15 protein-coding genes are annotated in these 15,581 nt (G+C 68.4%); 8 read left to right on the forward strand and 7 right to left on the reverse strand.

Going from position 1 to position 15,581, the window contains the following annotated elements:
* The first annotated feature begins 158 nt into the window (after positions 1-158).
* Positions 159-674 (forward strand): GNAT family N-acetyltransferase, encoded by a 516-nt coding sequence (locus tag B0I32_RS24690; protein ID WP_219912003.1) that lies wholly within the window; start codon positions 159-161, stop codon positions 672-674.
* 76 nt (positions 675-750) lie between these two features.
* On the opposite strand, the gene B0I32_RS24695 is transcribed toward B0I32_RS24690, so the two are convergent.
* Entirely contained in the window at positions 751-1,947 is a 1,197-nt protein-coding gene (locus tag B0I32_RS24695; RefSeq protein WP_106243624.1) for an MFS transporter, read from the reverse strand.
* A gap of 67 nt (positions 1,948-2,014) precedes the next feature.
* Between B0I32_RS24695 and B0I32_RS24700 the strand changes: the two genes are divergently transcribed.
* Complete coding sequence (locus B0I32_RS24700) at positions 2,015-3,004, forward strand: ArsR/SmtB family transcription factor (RefSeq protein ID WP_219912004.1); 990 nt, start codon at positions 2,015-2,017, stop codon at positions 3,002-3,004.
* Between the two features lie 198 nt (positions 3,005-3,202).
* Here B0I32_RS24700 and B0I32_RS24705 read toward each other — a convergent pair whose 3' ends face one another.
* Both B0I32_RS24705 and B0I32_RS24710 read right to left on the reverse strand, forming a co-directional pair.
* Positions 3,203-3,577, reverse strand: coding sequence for a hypothetical protein (locus tag B0I32_RS24705; protein WP_146178306.1), 375 nt, complete (start codon positions 3,575-3,577; stop codon positions 3,203-3,205).
* A gap of 379 nt (positions 3,578-3,956) precedes the next feature.
* Positions 3,957-4,337, reverse strand: a complete 381-nt coding sequence (locus B0I32_RS24710) for a hypothetical protein (RefSeq protein WP_106243629.1) — start codon at positions 4,335-4,337, stop codon at positions 3,957-3,959.
* Positions 4,338-4,943: 606 nt separating this feature from the next.
* Between B0I32_RS24710 and B0I32_RS24720 the strand changes: the two genes are divergently transcribed.
* From B0I32_RS24720 to B0I32_RS24730, 3 genes are all read left to right on the forward strand, one after another.
* Positions 4,944-6,197 carry a hypothetical protein gene (locus tag B0I32_RS24720; protein WP_106243635.1) on the forward strand — a complete coding sequence of 418 codons (1,254 nt, stop codon included), beginning with the start codon at positions 4,944-4,946 and terminating at the stop codon, positions 6,195-6,197.
* Positions 6,194-6,835 (forward strand): hypothetical protein, encoded by a 642-nt coding sequence (locus B0I32_RS24725; protein WP_106243638.1) that lies wholly within the window; start codon positions 6,194-6,196, stop codon positions 6,833-6,835. Before B0I32_RS24720 ends, B0I32_RS24725 begins: the two co-directional genes overlap by 4 nt.
* Before the next feature lie 94 nt (positions 6,836-6,929).
* A complete protein-coding gene (locus B0I32_RS24730; RefSeq protein ID WP_106243640.1) occupies positions 6,930-7,199 on the forward strand; it encodes a hypothetical protein in 270 nt (89 codons plus the stop codon).
* Positions 7,200-7,222: 23 nt separating this feature from the next.
* Here B0I32_RS24730 and B0I32_RS24735 read toward each other — a convergent pair whose 3' ends face one another.
* Positions 7,223-7,714 (reverse strand): MarR family winged helix-turn-helix transcriptional regulator, encoded by a 492-nt coding sequence (locus tag B0I32_RS24735; protein WP_106243643.1) that lies wholly within the window; start codon positions 7,712-7,714, stop codon positions 7,223-7,225.
* A 57-nt stretch (positions 7,715-7,771) separates the two neighbouring features.
* On the opposite strand from B0I32_RS24735, the gene B0I32_RS24740 reads away from it, so the two are divergent.
* Complete coding sequence (locus B0I32_RS24740) at positions 7,772-8,581, forward strand: alpha/beta fold hydrolase (protein ID WP_106243645.1); 810 nt, start codon at positions 7,772-7,774, stop codon at positions 8,579-8,581.
* 591 nt (positions 8,582-9,172) lie between these two features.
* On the opposite strand, the gene B0I32_RS24745 is transcribed toward B0I32_RS24740, so the two are convergent.
* Genes B0I32_RS24745 through B0I32_RS24755 form a run of 3 tightly spaced genes read right to left on the reverse strand, consistent with a single transcriptional unit; the run spans position 9,173 to position 12,425 of the window.
* Entirely contained in the window at positions 9,173-9,826 is a 654-nt protein-coding gene (locus tag B0I32_RS24745) for a hypothetical protein (protein ID WP_106243647.1), read from the reverse strand.
* Positions 9,827-9,841: 15 nt separating this feature from the next.
* Positions 9,842-10,735: a 5'-methylthioadenosine/S-adenosylhomocysteine nucleosidase family protein gene (locus tag B0I32_RS24750; RefSeq protein ID WP_106243649.1), complete on the reverse strand. Its 894-nt coding sequence runs from the start codon at positions 10,733-10,735 to the stop codon at positions 9,842-9,844.
* A gap of 13 nt (positions 10,736-10,748) precedes the next feature.
* The gene (locus B0I32_RS24755) at positions 10,749-12,425 is read right to left on the reverse strand and encodes a hypothetical protein (RefSeq protein ID WP_219912005.1); all 1,677 of its coding nucleotides are present in this window, start codon (positions 12,423-12,425) and stop codon (positions 10,749-10,751) included.
* A 205-nt stretch (positions 12,426-12,630) separates the two neighbouring features.
* Between B0I32_RS24755 and B0I32_RS58965 the strand changes: the two genes are divergently transcribed.
* Positions 12,631-13,329 (forward strand): NUDIX hydrolase, encoded by a 699-nt coding sequence (locus B0I32_RS58965; protein WP_245956035.1) that lies wholly within the window; start codon positions 12,631-12,633, stop codon positions 13,327-13,329.
* Between the two features lie 76 nt (positions 13,330-13,405).
* Positions 13,406-15,355 carry a 5'-methylthioadenosine/S-adenosylhomocysteine nucleosidase family protein gene (locus B0I32_RS24765; RefSeq protein ID WP_146178308.1) on the forward strand — a complete coding sequence of 650 codons (1,950 nt, stop codon included), beginning with the start codon at positions 13,406-13,408 and terminating at the stop codon, positions 15,353-15,355.
* Positions 15,356-15,581 lie beyond the last annotated feature (226 nt).

Here is a 15,581-nt window from a genome sequence, read left to right on the forward strand (position 1 = left end):
GACAGACACTACGGAGAGGCGATCCGATCATCTGTGGACGAATCCACACACCGCATGTGATCGCCGCCACACAGCCGACAGCCCCGGTCAGCCGGCCCTGACCGCGGACGGCGGCCGGGTGACACGGGCACAATCGGTTTGTGATGCCATCGGTTACGTTGCGCAGGATCGAACTCGCGGACTGGCGAGCTGTCCATTCCTGGGCTTCTCTGGCCGAGGTCTGCCGGTTCCAGACCTGGGGTCCGGATACTGAGGAGCAGACTCGCACGTTCGTGACGACCGCGGTTGAGGCGTGGTCGCAGGCACCCCAGCTGCGCTTTCCGTATGCGGCGCGGATCGGCGGTGACGTGGTCGGCATGGGTGAGCTGCACATAAGGAGTCGAGAACAACGTCAAGGCGAGATCACCTACGTTGTCCACCCGCATAGGTGGGGCCAAGGGGTGGGAACAGCGATCGGTAATGAGCTTCTCAGCCGAGGATTCGAGGAGAACGGCCTGCACCGGATCTATGCCACCTGTGACCCGCGAAATGCCGGATCGGCTCGGGTGCTCAGGAAGCTCGGCATGACCTGGGAGGGACGGCATCGCCACACCGCGCTGATTCGTGACGGCTGGCGAGACTCTGAGCTGTTCAGCATTCTCGAAGATGAATGGCGCGCGACCACGCGGCGGTAGTCGATGCTCGTTCAGGTGCCTCCGGTCATCATGATGAGGTGCGCGGCCCAGGGGCCATACGCGTACGACGGAGTGTTCACCGGCGTACGGCGCGGATCAGTACGGGCAGGGCGGCCAGCAACGCGATCCCTCGCAGCACCCCCGCCACGGGGTACGGCGCGCGCAGCCCGAACGTGTCCGCCACCAGCCCGCCGGCCAGCGCTCCGAGCGGGATGAGGCCCCAGCCGAGCATCCGGTAGACGCTGTTCACCCGGCCGAGCAGTTCGGACGGCACGCTGCGCTGGCGCAGGCTGACCGTCACAATGCTCCACAGGGTCGTGACGAAGCCGTTGGCGGCCAGCAGGGCGCCGAGCACGATCGCGTTCGGGCTCAGTCCGATGCCGACGAAGACGATGACGTTCGTGACGAGCGCGGCGAGGAGGGTGGGGAGCTCTCCCGTCCTTGCGACTAGGCGCGCGCTGACCAGCCCGCCGAGCAGGCTGCCGATCGCGGCGCCGGCGAGCAGCAGCCCGTAGCCGCGGGTGTCGAGGCGCAGCGTCTGGGTCGCCAGGAGGACCAGGGAGACGTTGCCGAGGTGGAAGCAGAAGGTGTTGACGCCGAGCAGGACGGCGAGGGTGCGCAGAAGTTCGTGCCGGATCGGCCGGCGCAGGCCGTCCGCGATGGCCGTTCGCATCGGCGGCGGCTTGGTTCGCTCGCGCCCGTGTCTGGGCAACGTCGCCAGCAGCGCGGCTGACAGGGCGAACGAGGCGGCGTCCACCCCGAAGGGCAACGCCGCGGCGACCGCGAACAGCAGGCTGCCGAGCGGTGGCCCCGCGAACTGCGCGCCCGCCGTGGTGATGGTCTGCTGGTAGCCGTTCGCCTGGTGCAGCAGCGGCTCGGGGACGACGTCCGGCAGCACCGCCTGCGCCGCGTTGCCGAAGACGACCGCGCACGCGCCCAGCCCGAACGCGGTGAGCGCGAGCACCGGGATGCCGATCCGGCCGAACGCGGCGAGGATCGCGATGCCGGCGACGATCAACGCTTGGATCGCCTGCGCGCGCCACATGAGAGCGACGCGGTCGTGCCGGTCGACGAGTGCGCCGGCGGGCAGCGACAGCAGCAGCCAGGGCAGGTACGTGGCCGCGGACACGATCGACACGAGCCGAGGGTCGCGGGTGACCGTGACGGCCAGCAGGGGGACGGCCGCGGCGAACGCCCCGTCGCCGACGCCGTTGACGCCGGTCGCCCACCACAACCGCCAGTAGCTCCTGGACAAACGCTGCTCAGCTGACATGGGGCGATCTTCAGGTGGTAACCGGTCGTCACGACAGCATTTAGGCCAGTGCTACATAATCGGACCCGTGGCGCTGACGATCGATCTCGGGGTGACCGAGTTGGCGGCGACCCGGTTCGCGATCTCGCCGCTGTCGGAGACCGTGTCCGGCCTGCAGCAGCTCGGCGGCCTCGATCGGAATCCGGTCAACCTGCGGTGGCTGCGGTGGGCGGCCGACGAGCTCGCCAGGCGGCCACTGGATCTCTCGCGTACGTGGCCGCTGATCGTCAACGACAGGCTGAGCTGGCCGGAGTTCCTCGTCCCTGCCCCGTCCGGCTCGGGCGCCTCGATCGACGACGACCTCGCCGCGTTGTGCAGGACGCCCGCCTCTCACGTGCGGGTCAGCCTCCGGCGTGTCTTCGGTGACGACAGGCCGGCCGCGGCCGCCGTACTCGCTGAACGGCCTGCGGCAGGACTACGGGCGATCGCCGCGGAACTGCGCGCGGCCCACGATCGGCTGATCGCGCCGCACTGGCCGCGGATCCGGGCCGTACTCGACGCGGACGTCATCCATCGGGCCAGGCAGCTGGCCGCGGGCGGGGCCGAGCGGCTGTTTACCGACCTTCATCCGGATCTGCGCTGGCGTGATGGCCGGCTGAAGCTGGGGGAGACGCGCTGGCGGGTCGAGCGGGTCGTGGAGCGCGGTCCGGGTGGGCTGGTGCTCATGCCGGTCGCTCTCGGATCACCGTACGTGCTGATCAAGAAGCGGACGTCCACGCAGACCACCGTGCGTTACCCGGCACGAGGCGTCGGGACGCTGTGGACCGCCGGCACGCGGGCACCCGCCGGCAGCACGGTCCGGCTGCTCGGCCGGGCGCGTGCCGAACTGCTGGAGGCCCTGCGGTCTCCCGCGACGACGACGGACTTGGCCCGGGCGCTCGGGATCACGCCCAGCGCGGTCTCGCAGCACCTGCGGGTGCTGAGAGAAAGCGGGCTGGTCGCGCGTGAACGGTCGGGGCGCAGCGTGTTGTACATGACGACTCCTCTCGGGGCGTCTCTGACCGGAACGGCTACCTGAGTTCCGCTGCGACGGCGCACGTGAGACCGGCGAAGGAGATTGTGGTGGCCGATCCCCTCGCCCCTTTTCGTTGGTTGGCAGCCTCGCCAGGACAGCGAGCCGGACCGGCTCACCGAGCTCATGCGCGAAACCGCCGGCCGCGTTCGCCCTGGCAGGGCGAACGCGGCCGGCTTCGGGCGGGTCGCTCTGGTCGAGCGTTCAGCAGGTCTTGGTCTTCTGGTACGGCTCGCGGTCGTGGGTCGTCGTGATGGACTCGGAGGCCGTGCGGCCCTTGGAGATGTAGCGGCAGTTCGAGTCAGAGGCCCACGACCAGGCCACCTTGACCTTCACGGCGTTCTTGCAGTTGTTGGTGAGCTTGACGGTGGTCTTCACCAGCACCTCGCCGAGACTGTTCCGCTTGCCCGTGTACGAGCGGGTCACCTTGCGGTCGACGCAGGAGGGGGCGTTGCCGAGGATCTGGACCGCGCCGACGGCCTGGGTGGCGGTGGCGGCCTGGGTGGTGCCGGCGTGGGCCGGGGCCGCGAACGCGGTGATTACGGCGGCGCACGCGAAGGCAGTGCTCAGAAAGCGCATCGACATTCTCCGGTTTCTTTGGTGCCAGAAATGAGTGGTGCTGTGCTTCGGGTGATCGTGGGTCCGGTTCAGTCGCTCGAACCGGCATCGGGTCCACTGGTTCCGAGCCAGGTCCACATGTTTAGTGGGCAGCGGTATATGGCGGGTATGTTGTGCGCCGCTGCGCCCGTGGCGGGCTGTCGGTCACGGATCGCGGAGGCGTACCCGATGATCGGTCGTCGCGCGCCATACGCACGCACCTGCGGGCCTTGCGCGCTCTGCAGGTGGCCGACGAACTGGAGGCGGTCGGACGCGGCCGGATGGCTCAGCTGCCTGCGCGCCCACCAGGGGAGGTGGCTGATCTCTGCCGATCTGGCGGGGCCATGCTTATTTGCCGCCTTTATCGCTGCAGATGCGGGTCGTGTTCATGCCGCACCGGCTCGGGCTGGGCGCGGCACCAGTCCACGACGCGGTATGTGATGCGGTCGAAGGGTGCGTCATGGGTGAGGGGGCGTTCTAAGTCGGCCAGGCGATCCAGGTCCATGGCCAATTCCGCCAAGGTCTCCGCGGTGAAGAGCCCCGATCTGGTGAGCGTCTCGCGCAGGTAGGCCAGGAGTCGTTCATGGTGCTCGTCCCAGTTGCTGTTGCCGTTGCGCTGCGCCTCGTCCCGGAGCTTCTCGACCGCACGCAACAACTCGCCCTGGACGGTGTCCGCCTGGCCGCGGCGTGGCACATGGGTCTGCCAGATTCTGCGAGCATCGGCGGCATATGACGCATCCATGCCGGCACCGTACAGTCAGGTCGTCGGCGCGGCCTATGCAAGCACGAGATCGTGAATCCGTGACGGCTCCGCCAACTCGCGCAGACATCGAAGCGCACTTTGAGGGCCTTATCAGCGGCGCCATGACCCGGGATGAAGTCGACCGGTGGGCGGCGCGATGGGTAGCTGTCGAAGTCGCCGACGTAGACGATGACCTTGTGTGGTGGGCGCTGGAGCGCTTATGGGGGATCGACCTGCGTATCGGGCCGGAAGGCGAGTATTTGCATGACGAGGATCAGATGGCCGGCTGGCTCAGCGAATTCCGTAGGCGGGCACGTACTTCACGCACTTGGTCTGGCCGGAGCTGGCCGATCAGCCGGTGAAGATCGTCGTACTCTTCCTGCGGTGCCGTCATACTGTCGGATCTACGACGTGATCGGCGCAGGACGGCACTCGTCGATCGCGTCGGCGCAGGTAGAGGCACGTCGACGCTCGCGCTCTGCCACCTCGGATCACCGGTCTCAAGCGTTCACGAGCAAGTCTGTGCGGCGCGGCTGGGATTGTCGGTGGGGGGGGGGTCATACTCCAGCAAGCCAGGATGATCACCGACGCAGGCGAGGCACGGGCATGGCGCAGTTGTTACGGAGGCTCGACGACGAGGTTTACGTCGAGTACAACAGGTTCGGGCTGGACGGCACCGACCTGCCGGCGTGGGGCTCGCCCACCGATGAGATGTACCACTTCACCGCGGCCGTACGGCTGGAGTCGTGGGACGCCGAGCCGGAGGCCGCGGACGGCTCGTGGACACCGGTCAGTTCGGCGACGTTCGTCGCGGAGAGTGGCGTGGTCGCGATCCTGTCGATGATGGACGGCAAGGGGCATGACTTCCTGATCGGGCCGCCGCGTTTCGAGTACGGCGTGTCCATGTACCTGCGTGAGCCCAAGCCGGGCGACGGGCATGCCACGGGTGACTGCGAGGAGACGTGGCTGCTGAGGTTCTGGCCGATTCGGGATGTCTTCGATCCGATCGCGCATGCGGCGCCGTTCTCCTACATCGCGCGCGGCGTGCTGTACTACTCGATCGACCTTGAGCCCGAGCAGTTCGTGCAGCCTCCGTCGCGGCGGGAGGTACCGGTGCCGGTGTCGGCGGTGGCGGACTGGGCGTCGCTGCGGGTGGACCCGGACCTGGACACCTTCGACGGCTGGTTGCGCAGGGTGTACCGCAAGGCCGAGGGCGCGGGCGTCGGCGTTCACGAGTGGTTGCGCGCAGCCGGGTTGGATATCGCGGACGGTGTGGATCTCACCCCGGCCTCCTGCAGTCCGCCGCACGTGCGTCCGGGGCGGTTCAGTGATCCGCTGATCGACCGGTACTACGCGGAGCAGGCGCTGCGGTACGGCTCTTTGCCGAAGGAGGAATCAGGCGTGGATCGGCTGCGTGAGGCCGCCGACGCCGAGCGCATCGCCAAGGAACTGTGCCGCGGCGACAGCCACACGTTCTCGGTGCCCGTCGACGGACGTGGCGCCCTGTACGTACCACCGGGTGTCAGTCGTCGCGTGTGGCGGTGGGAGGACGACATGCTCGGCGGTGAGCTCATGGACGGCGGGCTGACGGTGGACCGGCAGGTGCTGGCCAGGAACCCGTGGACCAGGCAGGTCCTGGCCTCCGGCATCGTGACGATCCTGCGCCGCGATCCCCAGAGGCGCGGTGACGGCGACACCGTCTGGTACATGGCGCGCGACGCCGAGCCGCACGAGGCGGCCAGGGTGTTGTGCGCGGAGGCCACCTGGGAGGAGGACCCGGATCAGCGCCGGGCCCTCGACGAGGTGGCCAAGGAGAAGCTGATCGAGCTGCGGGCCACGTACAGGAGCCGGGAGAGGTGATCACGATTTCCGTCGCTGGCCGGGATGATGGTGGCGGGGTCGGGGTTGAGGATCGACAGTTCGCGGCGGGGCCGGGCGCCTTTCTCGCGCAGGTACGCGTCTGTCGTGGGCATGGAAGTCAGGCGATCAAGGCCGGAGGGGTTCGGATGGGGGTCTTCTACGACTATTACCGGGCGGCGAACAGACAGGCGGCCGTGGAGAAACCGGATTACCCCCGCGTGGTCGGGATACCTGGCAGACCGGCCTTCGATACCGTAGAGAGCAAGTGGTTCAACCCGTGGGATTCGCTATCGGGACTGATCGCGGTGATCAGGAACGTGCCCTACAGCAGTGATCTCGTGCGGACGGTTGAGCTCTATCCTCCTCCGGAGAACGCGCCCAAGACCGATCAGGAATTGGCGGCCCTTCCAGAGGATTCGCCGTACTTGGTGGGCCCGGGGATGGAGGAACTGCCGGTGGACGTTCGTGACACGCTCGCGGACGTTTCCGACGGGAGACTCGGCGAGCTCGGCGAGCGATGGGCGGCGGAGAACGGCTCTGATCCCGACTCGTTAGCCGGTCTGATCGCGGAGCTGCGAGACTTGGCTCGCCGCGCTCGTGACGAAGATCAGTCGCTGTATTGCTGGAGTTTCGGTTAGCGGGGTCAGTGCGAGCCGGTCAGGGGTCGTGGCGGGGGGTGACCTGGCTGATGATCTGTGGTTCTAACGTCTTGCGAGCTCGTCGGAGTGAACGATGATCTTCAAGAAGAGCCGGGCTTGGCTGATGGTGCTCATGAGCGTCGCTTTGGTGCTCGTGGTCGGGGTTCGGGTGGTGGATCGCAGTGAACCGGAGTCGGCCCGTCGATCCGTTCCGGCGCCTGCCGTGAGTGTCAGCGCACCGAACGCGAAGATCATCGACAAGGACCAGCGGATCGATCTCGACACCTTCGATCAGGAGGACAGCCCTCTGTGGCCGTTCGTCGAGGAGCTTCAGAGGGCCGCCACGACGCGGCCAGGTGGGTGATGCGCGTCGTTCATCCGCGCGGATCAGTCCACGTCGACGTGGTCGAGGAAGTGCAGGAGGTGGGTCAGGACTCGGATGCAGGCGGTGACGTCGGCCTCGGTCAGGTCGCCGCCGGCCTGCCGGAGGACGGCGCGTTCGCGGTCGAGTACGGCGGTGATGGCGGCTCTGCCCTCCTCCGTGAGGCGGATGAGTGAGGAGCGTTTGTGGGCCGGGTTGGGCATGGACTCGACCAGGTCGCGTGCCGCCGCGTCGTTGATCATGCGCTGGACGAACTGGCGGCTCAGCGCCTGCGCCCTGCCCAGCTGAGGGACGGTCATGGGGCCGTGTTCGCGTAGCAGGACGAGGACGGCGCGCACGCCGACCGACAGGCCCTCGATGGGCGCGTCCTGCTCCACCTTGCGGTGGGCGCGCCGGTAGAGCGGGCCCACCAGGTCGAACACCTCGGCGAGGCGGTCGGGGAGTTCGGGGAGTTCGGACGGCGATGGGGGTGGCTGGGGCCGGTCTGGTTCGCGCACCGTTTCATGATGACACCTGAGTTGTCATATTCGGGCCAAGATGACACCTTGGTTGTCATGAGTGATGTGTTCTGGCTCGACGTCGGCAGCGGCCGGCCCCTGGTCCTGTTGCACGGGGGCTTCGTGGATCACGGCATGTGGGAGGCGCAGATTGCGGAGTTCGCCGGGCGCTACCGTGTCATCGCGCCCGATGCTCGCGATCACGGCCGGTCCGCCAACGCCACCCAGCCGTACCGGCTCACCGACGACCTCGCCGCCCTGCTGCGTCATCTCCGTACGGGTCCGGCCGTGCTCATGGGTGTCTCCATGGGCGCGAGCGTCGCGGTGGAGACCGCGCTGGAGCATCCCGAACTGGTCAGCGCCGTGGTCATCACCGGCGCGGGCACCGGCGAGCCCTACTTCACCGATCCCTGGACCGTCCAGCGCATGACCACCTGGCACGCGGCCATGGGGGCCGGCGACCTGGAGGGGTCGGTCGAGGGGTTCATGGCGTTCGTGGCCGGCCCGCACCGCAGCCTCGACGACTGCGATCCCGAGGTCGTGCGCCGGCTGCGGCACATGGCCAGGCGGACCATGGCCAAGCACACCGCCGATGAACCTGATCTGCTCGTCCCCGTACGCGACACCTGGGAGCGCGTCGGCAAGATCGACGTGCCCGTGCTGGCCGTCAACGGCGCCCTCGACTCACCCGATCACATCGGCATGGCGGAACGGGTCGCCTCCGCCGTCGCCGACGGCCGCACCATCACCGTCGACGGTGCGGCCCACTATCCGAACATGGAGCGTCCGGACGTCTACTACGAGATCCTCACGGACTTTCTGCGGCGCGCTGCTGCGGAGCCGGGACGTCCAGGTCATGGATGGTGACGAGCTGGCTGATCTACGGGGGGCCAGTGCGGCTGCCGCCGCGCCAGCGCACGGTGTAGGTGTACTCGCCGGCCTCTGGCGTGTCGGGGAAGGCGTACGACCCATCGTTCCTGATCAGCGCTGACGAGCTTCGGGGTCGGCCGCCCTCCACGTTCAGAGTATGCACGATGTCGACTCGGGCGTTACGCGGCAGAGCGTTGCCTTCCAACAGGCTGGAGATGACAGCACTTCGCTGGCAACCTCACCCTCCGGGGAGTCGGCGATGTAGATTGGCGCGCGCCCGAAGCCCTGTCGTACAGCGTCGTTCTGACGCCGAGGGTGCGCGCGCCCGCGATGTAGGCGCCGGCCGAGCTGATGGAGACGTTTCCGGGGTATCCCTCGGCTTCGGGTCCTAGCTCTTAGGCGCGCGTCTTGGCCAGGGTGGCGGCGGAGTCGCTGGCAGGTCGGGACCGTTTAGTGCCGATGCCTCTGCAGAAGGTTGAGGCGGGTGAGCGCCCGCGCGGTGGTGTACGGCATGCTGCCCGCCTGCTGCAGAACGAGGACTGTTCGTGTCCGCGACCGTGGCCCCGCAGCGCGTCCTGTGCGACGCGCTCAGTCCGCCGGGCGGCTGTGCTCCCAGGCGGTGGCGAACAGGAGCAGGGCGTGGTCGTACAGGACGCTGGGCCGGTGGACGACGATGCAGGGGCTGTTGCGGCCGTGTTCGGTCTGACGGTACATGGTGAGGTACGCGACGTCGTCGGTGATCACTAGCCGGTGTACGTTCGGCAGGTTGTAGAAGCGCAGTGACACCAGCTCGCGCCGACGCCGCACCTCGCTGACGTAAGTGGCGTTGACCCGCACCTGATCGGCCAGCAGGCCGGCGGAGAACCCCAGGTCGACGTGGCGCATGTCGGATTCCCGCTGCGACAGCCAGGAGTCGTGGCCTGCCATGGTGTCCGGCAGCAGCACCTGCACGGAGTCCAGGCCCTTGCCCGCCGCCTCCCAGACCTGGGCGAAGCTGTCCCGTGTAAGCTCGTTGCCGCGTCCGGCGAGCACGCGCACCCAGCGTGCCCGCGCCAGGTCGGCGGCCAGCTCCCGGGCAGCCAGTTGCTGTCTCGGCAAGACGCGGATCACTCCCAGCCCGAGCAGCCGGGACAGGACGGCTGTCGGCCACCGGCGGGAGTTCGGGGAGAAGGCCCAGCCGCCGAGAACGGTGAGCGCGGCGGCGAGCAAGGAGCTCACCACGCCGAGCACGAACTCACTCATCTCGCAGGTCTTCCCTCACTCGCTCTGCAGGTAGGGCAGCAGGCGGCGCAGGGTGATGGCGGCGTGCCGGGCCGCGACGCGCTGATGGTCGTCGTTCTTGGCCGAGTTGGAGTCGTCGGAGATCCCCCGGATGACGGTCCAGCCGCGGGCGAGGCCGGGCCCGTCCTGCTCGTGGAAGGCCTGGGTGAGCCCGCCGGCCTCCATGTCCACGGCGAGGATCTTGTCGTTGAACGCTTTCAGGTAGCGGCGGATCTCCGATTCCGCGTCCGCGATCACCGCTTCGCCCGAGCCGATCGGCCCGGTCAGCACACGGAAGGAGGTTCTGCCGGTTCGTACGGTGGCCGGTTCCCCGTGCGTGGTGAAAAAGGAGTTGACCGCGTGTCCCGTCGTCGCTGGAGCCTGCCGTTCCTCGCCTCTGCGCCGCTGCCCTTGGGACGTCTCCTTGCGCAGGTCGTAGTAGACGACCCGGGTCGTGACCACGACGTCGCCGACCCGAACGCTCGGGTCAATGCTGCCGCCGATTCCGGTCAGCACGACGACGGAGGGGGAGTAGTGCCGCCGCAGGTGCTCGAAGGCGATGACGGTCGACCGTTGTCCCTGTGACAGGGCGCGGATGGCCACGACGCGCCTGGTGGTGCCGTCGGCGGCCACGTCTCCCTCGTAGAAGGGCAGCGTGCTTCGCCGCACCGGCCGCAGTCCCAGGACGTCGTGGACCGCGCCGGCTTCCACGCCGAGGATGGTGATGACGCCGATGTCGGCGCGTCTGGCGGGCTCCCGCTCCGGCGTGGCAGGGGAAAGGGGCTCCTTCTCCGGCGTGGCCGGGAGGATGACCGTCGCTCCGTCTCCAACGGCGGATTGATGGAGCTCCACGGAACCTCCGTAGCTGACGATGCCGCTGTTGCCGTTCATCGGTGATCTCCGTTCATGCCGTGGACGGGCCGCTGTGCTGGTCGGGTTCGCGGCTGTCGGCGCGTACGTGTGCTTGGGGGCCGATCGCCGACTGGCTCATGTCGACTTTGCCGCCCATGTTGAGTACGCCCGTGTTGACGATGCTGTCGGCGCGTTTCTTGAAGGCGGAGGTGTCGACCTTGCGCTCTTCGAGAAAGTCCTGGACGGCCTTGAGCAGCCGCTGCTCGATGAGCTTCATGTGGTCATGGATCGTGACGTCGTCCAGCCGCGTGTCCTTCCATGGCGTCGACTTCTCTTCCCTGACGCTGATCCGGGCGGCGACGGCCGTCCTGCGGTGCGGCTTGAGCACGCGGTTCCTGCGCGCTCGAAGTGCCCCGATGATCAGGGCGGGCGCCTGGGCCAGGTGCCATGCCGCCGTGACCTGGGTGGGGAGGGCGAGGAGCGCACGGAGCGTGGAGCGCAGCACCGCGCCCGCGCCGCTCTCACGGTAGAAGTTGAGCACGTGGTACTCGGCCGGCGTCCGGGTCAGCGCGCATGTGGCGAAGTCGAGGCTGAGCGCCTTGCCCTTCACCGTCACCCGGAGGAAGACCGTCGTGACGATTTCGCCGGCGACGCTCGCGCCGATTTCGAGGAAATGGTGTTCGGCCAGGTAGGGGGCGTCGATGATCCGGTCGATGGCAGGCTGGCCGGGCGTCGTGCGCAACCAGGCGGCGGCCGGCGGCACATCGGACTCGGCGATGTAGAGGCGGTCGTTCACGGTGAATCCGCGCAGGGCGTTGGGGTCGTCGGCGTCCCCCATCGGCGCCATGGCCCGCTTCAGATAGGCGACGAGTTCGTGCGTCTGGAACGGCGCGTTGACGTATTCACGCGCCTCCATCGGCCGGTGTTCCATGGCGTCCACGATGCTCACCGGCTCCAGGAGTTGGATGGTGAGCGGGGGAAGCCACCGGTGCACGAGGGTGCCGCTCCCCACGAAGGGGCTCTGGCCCTCATCGACCAGGTCCCAGCCGAGCCGGTCCGGTTCCGCCTCGGGATCCTTCGGTACGGGCCTGCGGTAAACCACGTACGGATGGGACTGCTGATCGGAGATGGCCTGTTGGCGCCGGGAGAGCCGTCGGGGGCGCAGCGAGTCGGCCCCGTGCATGTGGTTGAGGCTGAGCTGGCGAGCGGCGCCCTTTCCTGCCACCACCGCCGCGGCCAGCAGTAGGAGGACGGCTGCGGTCCGCGCTGTGCCGGCCGGCGGATCCTGGGCGAGCCCGGCGGCGAGGAGGGCGGCGACGACGGACAGCGCGCATCCGGTGCCGCTGAGCCGCAGAAGGCGCGCGTGATGCCGCAGTTCGTCGCTCTCGCTCCGCCACCGCGTACGCCGGAGCCAGTGGTCGGCGACCTCCTTGGCCCGCAGGGGCAGCACCACCAGCGCGCTCCTGCCCGCCAGGCGGGCCAGCTCCCAGAACGCCAGCACACAGAGGGCGGCCACGGCGGCGGCCGGGATGACGGCGAACCCCACGCCGAACACCGCGAGGACGCCGAGGTGCTGCGCCGTCTCCATCCACCAGGCTCGCCAGGCATGCTGGACGACGGCTACGAGGTCGAAGCCGTATGACGGGGCGACCAGGTGGCGCGAGTCGTTGTGCACCTGGCGCAGGACGGTCGTGCGGAACGCCGGATCGAGGTGTACGCCGGTGCACAAATGCCTGGTGGCCGCGTCCTGCCGTAACGCTCCTGCGTGTTCGGGTGTCCCCCGACGTGCCCTGGAACGACCCATAGGGTCCTCCGTCTCGTATTTAGGTCCTCCTGACCATAAGTCGCGAGGGTCCTCAGGTCAAGGTGACCTTAGGTATTCTGAGGCCGTGGTGAACAGGGCCTTGAAGCACGACGGGACCATGCCGGCGGCGGTGACCGTGGATCTGGTGATCTTCACCGTCCGTGCCGCCGCCCTGCACGTCCTCCTGATCGAGCGGGGCATGCCGCCCTTCGAGGGAGAGCTCGCACTGCCAGGCGGCTACGTGCGGGCAGGTGAAGACCTCGACCAGGCGGCTCTGCGCGAGCTGGCGGAAGAGACCGGTATCAACGGCCACGAGCTCCACCTTGAGCAGCTGCGAACGTTCGGGGCGCCGGAGCGTGACCCGCGTGGCCGCACCTTCACCGTTGCCTATCTCGCGCTGGGGCCCGATCTGCCCACGCCGGTCGCGGGCACCGACGCCGCGACCGCCTGCTGGGTGCCCGTCGACGTCGCGCTGTCGTCCGAGCTGGCCTTCGACCACCTGATAATCCTCAAGGAGGGGCTCGACCGGGCCAGGGCCAAACTCGAGTACACGACGGTCGCAGCGGCCTTCTGCCGGCAGCCGTTCACCATCGCGGACCTGCGCCGCGTCTACGAGGTCATCTGGGGATTTCCGCTGGATCCCAGCAATTTCCGCCGCAAGGTGACCAAGGCGGCGCACTTCGTGGAGCCCACGGGAGAGTCGCGAACGCCGGAGATTGGCCGTCCCGCCGCGCTTTATCGCCGAGGGTCGGCGGAACTGCTGTTCCCGCCCATGCCCCGGTCGGCGGACGGGGAACACGAGGTCCAACCGTCCGCCGCCACCGGCTGACGTACCGACCTTCCCGCAGCGACACCGTCTGGAAAAGAACGCTGCGCCGCGCACCCGAATACGGCATGGTGGAGCCGTGTCGACTGAGCGCTCGTCGAAGGCTCGTCGGGGGGAGAGTTTCGCAACACCGCTGTCGTTTCGCGCCGCGCGGGAAACGGCGGCGGCGCTGCGCCGTACCGAGTGCTACCGCGCGATGATCGACACGCTGCGGCCTCGCGGGATCTCCGGGCTGCTCCGGTCGCGTGCCCCGTTGCCGGCCATCCTGTATCTGGCGGCGAGGGACGGACGGCTGGTCCGGCAGGACGCCGGTGGGCTCGCGTTGTTGGAGCCGCCGTACGACGCGCGCGACCTCGGCCGGCCCGGCGGGTTCCTGCGACGGCTCGACCGGCACTGGGACCTGGCGATGTTCGCGCTGCCTCCTGCCGTGTCGCTGGTCATGTCGCTGGTGACGCTGGCGCTGGGAATGGCGTTGAGCTGGTCGCCGTGGCTGCTGGGCGCCGCGCTGGTGCTCTGTCTGCTGGCCATGCTGTACGTTGCCCTGCTCATGCTCACGATGGTCTGCACCCTGCTGTTCCGCTGGATCTTGGGCCTGCCGGTCAGCTCCCGCGAAGCACGGCGGGCGGCCGAGGAAATGAGATTCCTGCACTGGTCCATGCCGTTGTGCCACTGCCCGGACCCGGCGCGGGCCCCCCAACTGCTGGGCCTGGTCACCGACCGTCTGCGCGGACTGGTGCGGGCCCAGGTGGCGCGGGCGGTGGGTGATCTGAGCGCGCGTACGGAGACGTTCGAGGTCAACGAACCGCTGCTGTGCCTGCTCGGCGGCGCGACGACCACGGCGATGCGGGACGCTGTCACCACGGCGGCCAGAGGAGCCGCCTCCGGCGGGGTGACCTTCCTGGCGACGGGTTCCGAGTCGGGCGTGCGAGCTCCGAAGACGGTGGGCCTCGGCTCCGGGCTCGCTCTCTACTTGGTCGCGGTCGCCGTCGTCCTGGCCGCAGAGTCGTATCTGGTGGCCGTCTTCGAACGGGCAGAGTGCGACCCGGCCTGCGCCGGCCGGCCCGCCTCCTACGGCACCGCGTTCCGCTGGCTCGCCTGGCGGCTGTTGAACGGGAACCCGGCCGATCTCGTGCCCGCCACGACGCCCGCGTGGGTGGTCGGCTGGCTGACCACGCTCATGGGTTTCATGGCGGTCGTGTTGTTCCTGGTCACGGTATGGCGCTCGCGCGAGACGCACGCGGAGCGGCTGCGCAGCTTTCACGAGGAGATGGAGCCGGTCTTGGGCACGACAACCGTTTTGATCATGGTCGCCACGACCGAGGAGAGGCAGGCCGTGATCACGGCCGTCACCGGTGTCACGCAGGCGAAGCCGGTCCGCCGCCACTTGGGCCCGCACACCGCGTTCGAGCTGGGTGTGGTGAGTCGCGCCCGGGCGCTGGTCGCGCAGACCCAGGCCGGGACGGTGGCGCCGGGAGGCGCGGGATTCGGCGCCCAGGAGTTGATCGAGCGGCTCAACCCCGACTACCTGCTGCTCACCGGCATCTGCTACGGCCTGCGGGAGAAGGAGCAGCAGCTCGGGGACGTCCTTGTCTGCACCCAGCTGCGGGTCATGGACCACAAGAAGATCGTTGAGTACGAGCCGGGGCAGCCGGTCGAGATCATGCGCGGCGACCGGGTCGCCCCGTCGGTGACCCTCCTCGATCGCTGCCTGCACGCACGGCTGGAGCAGGACGAACCCAAGGTGCACTTCGGCCCGCTGCTGTCCGGGAACGTGCTGCTGAACTCGCCGATGATCCGCGCTCGACTGAAGGCGGCGGAGCCGGACGGGATCGGCGGCGAGATGGAGGGGCTGGGGGTCTACGGGGCGGCGGCCAGGAAGAAGGTCGAGTGGATCGTGGTCAAGGCCATCTGCGACTGGGGGATGGGCAAGACCGACGACTGGCACGAGGCCGCGGCGCGCAACGCGGCGGAGTTCGTCGTGGATGTGCTGCGCAATCAAGGCCTGGACGAGCCGCCTCACCGAGCATGAGGCCGGAGATCCTTAAGGTCATGTTGACTTAAATCGCGGGGGCGCGATATGGTCCACATGACCTTAAGGCGGCGCTTGACGGTTGGGCGGTGGATTTGTCGCCATTCTGCTGAATTGCGAATCGCATCATGTCAGGCGAGTCCGAGCTGTTGCTGATCATTTCTTCGTAGCGGCGAGTAGCGTCATATTCTGATTTCTCGTTCCCCGTCGTAGTGGAGGTCAATAT

Origin of the sequence: Nonomuraea fuscirosea (assembly GCF_003001935.1) — a bacterium.
GTDB lineage: Bacteria > Actinomycetota > Actinomycetes > Streptosporangiales > Streptosporangiaceae > Nonomuraea > Nonomuraea fuscirosea.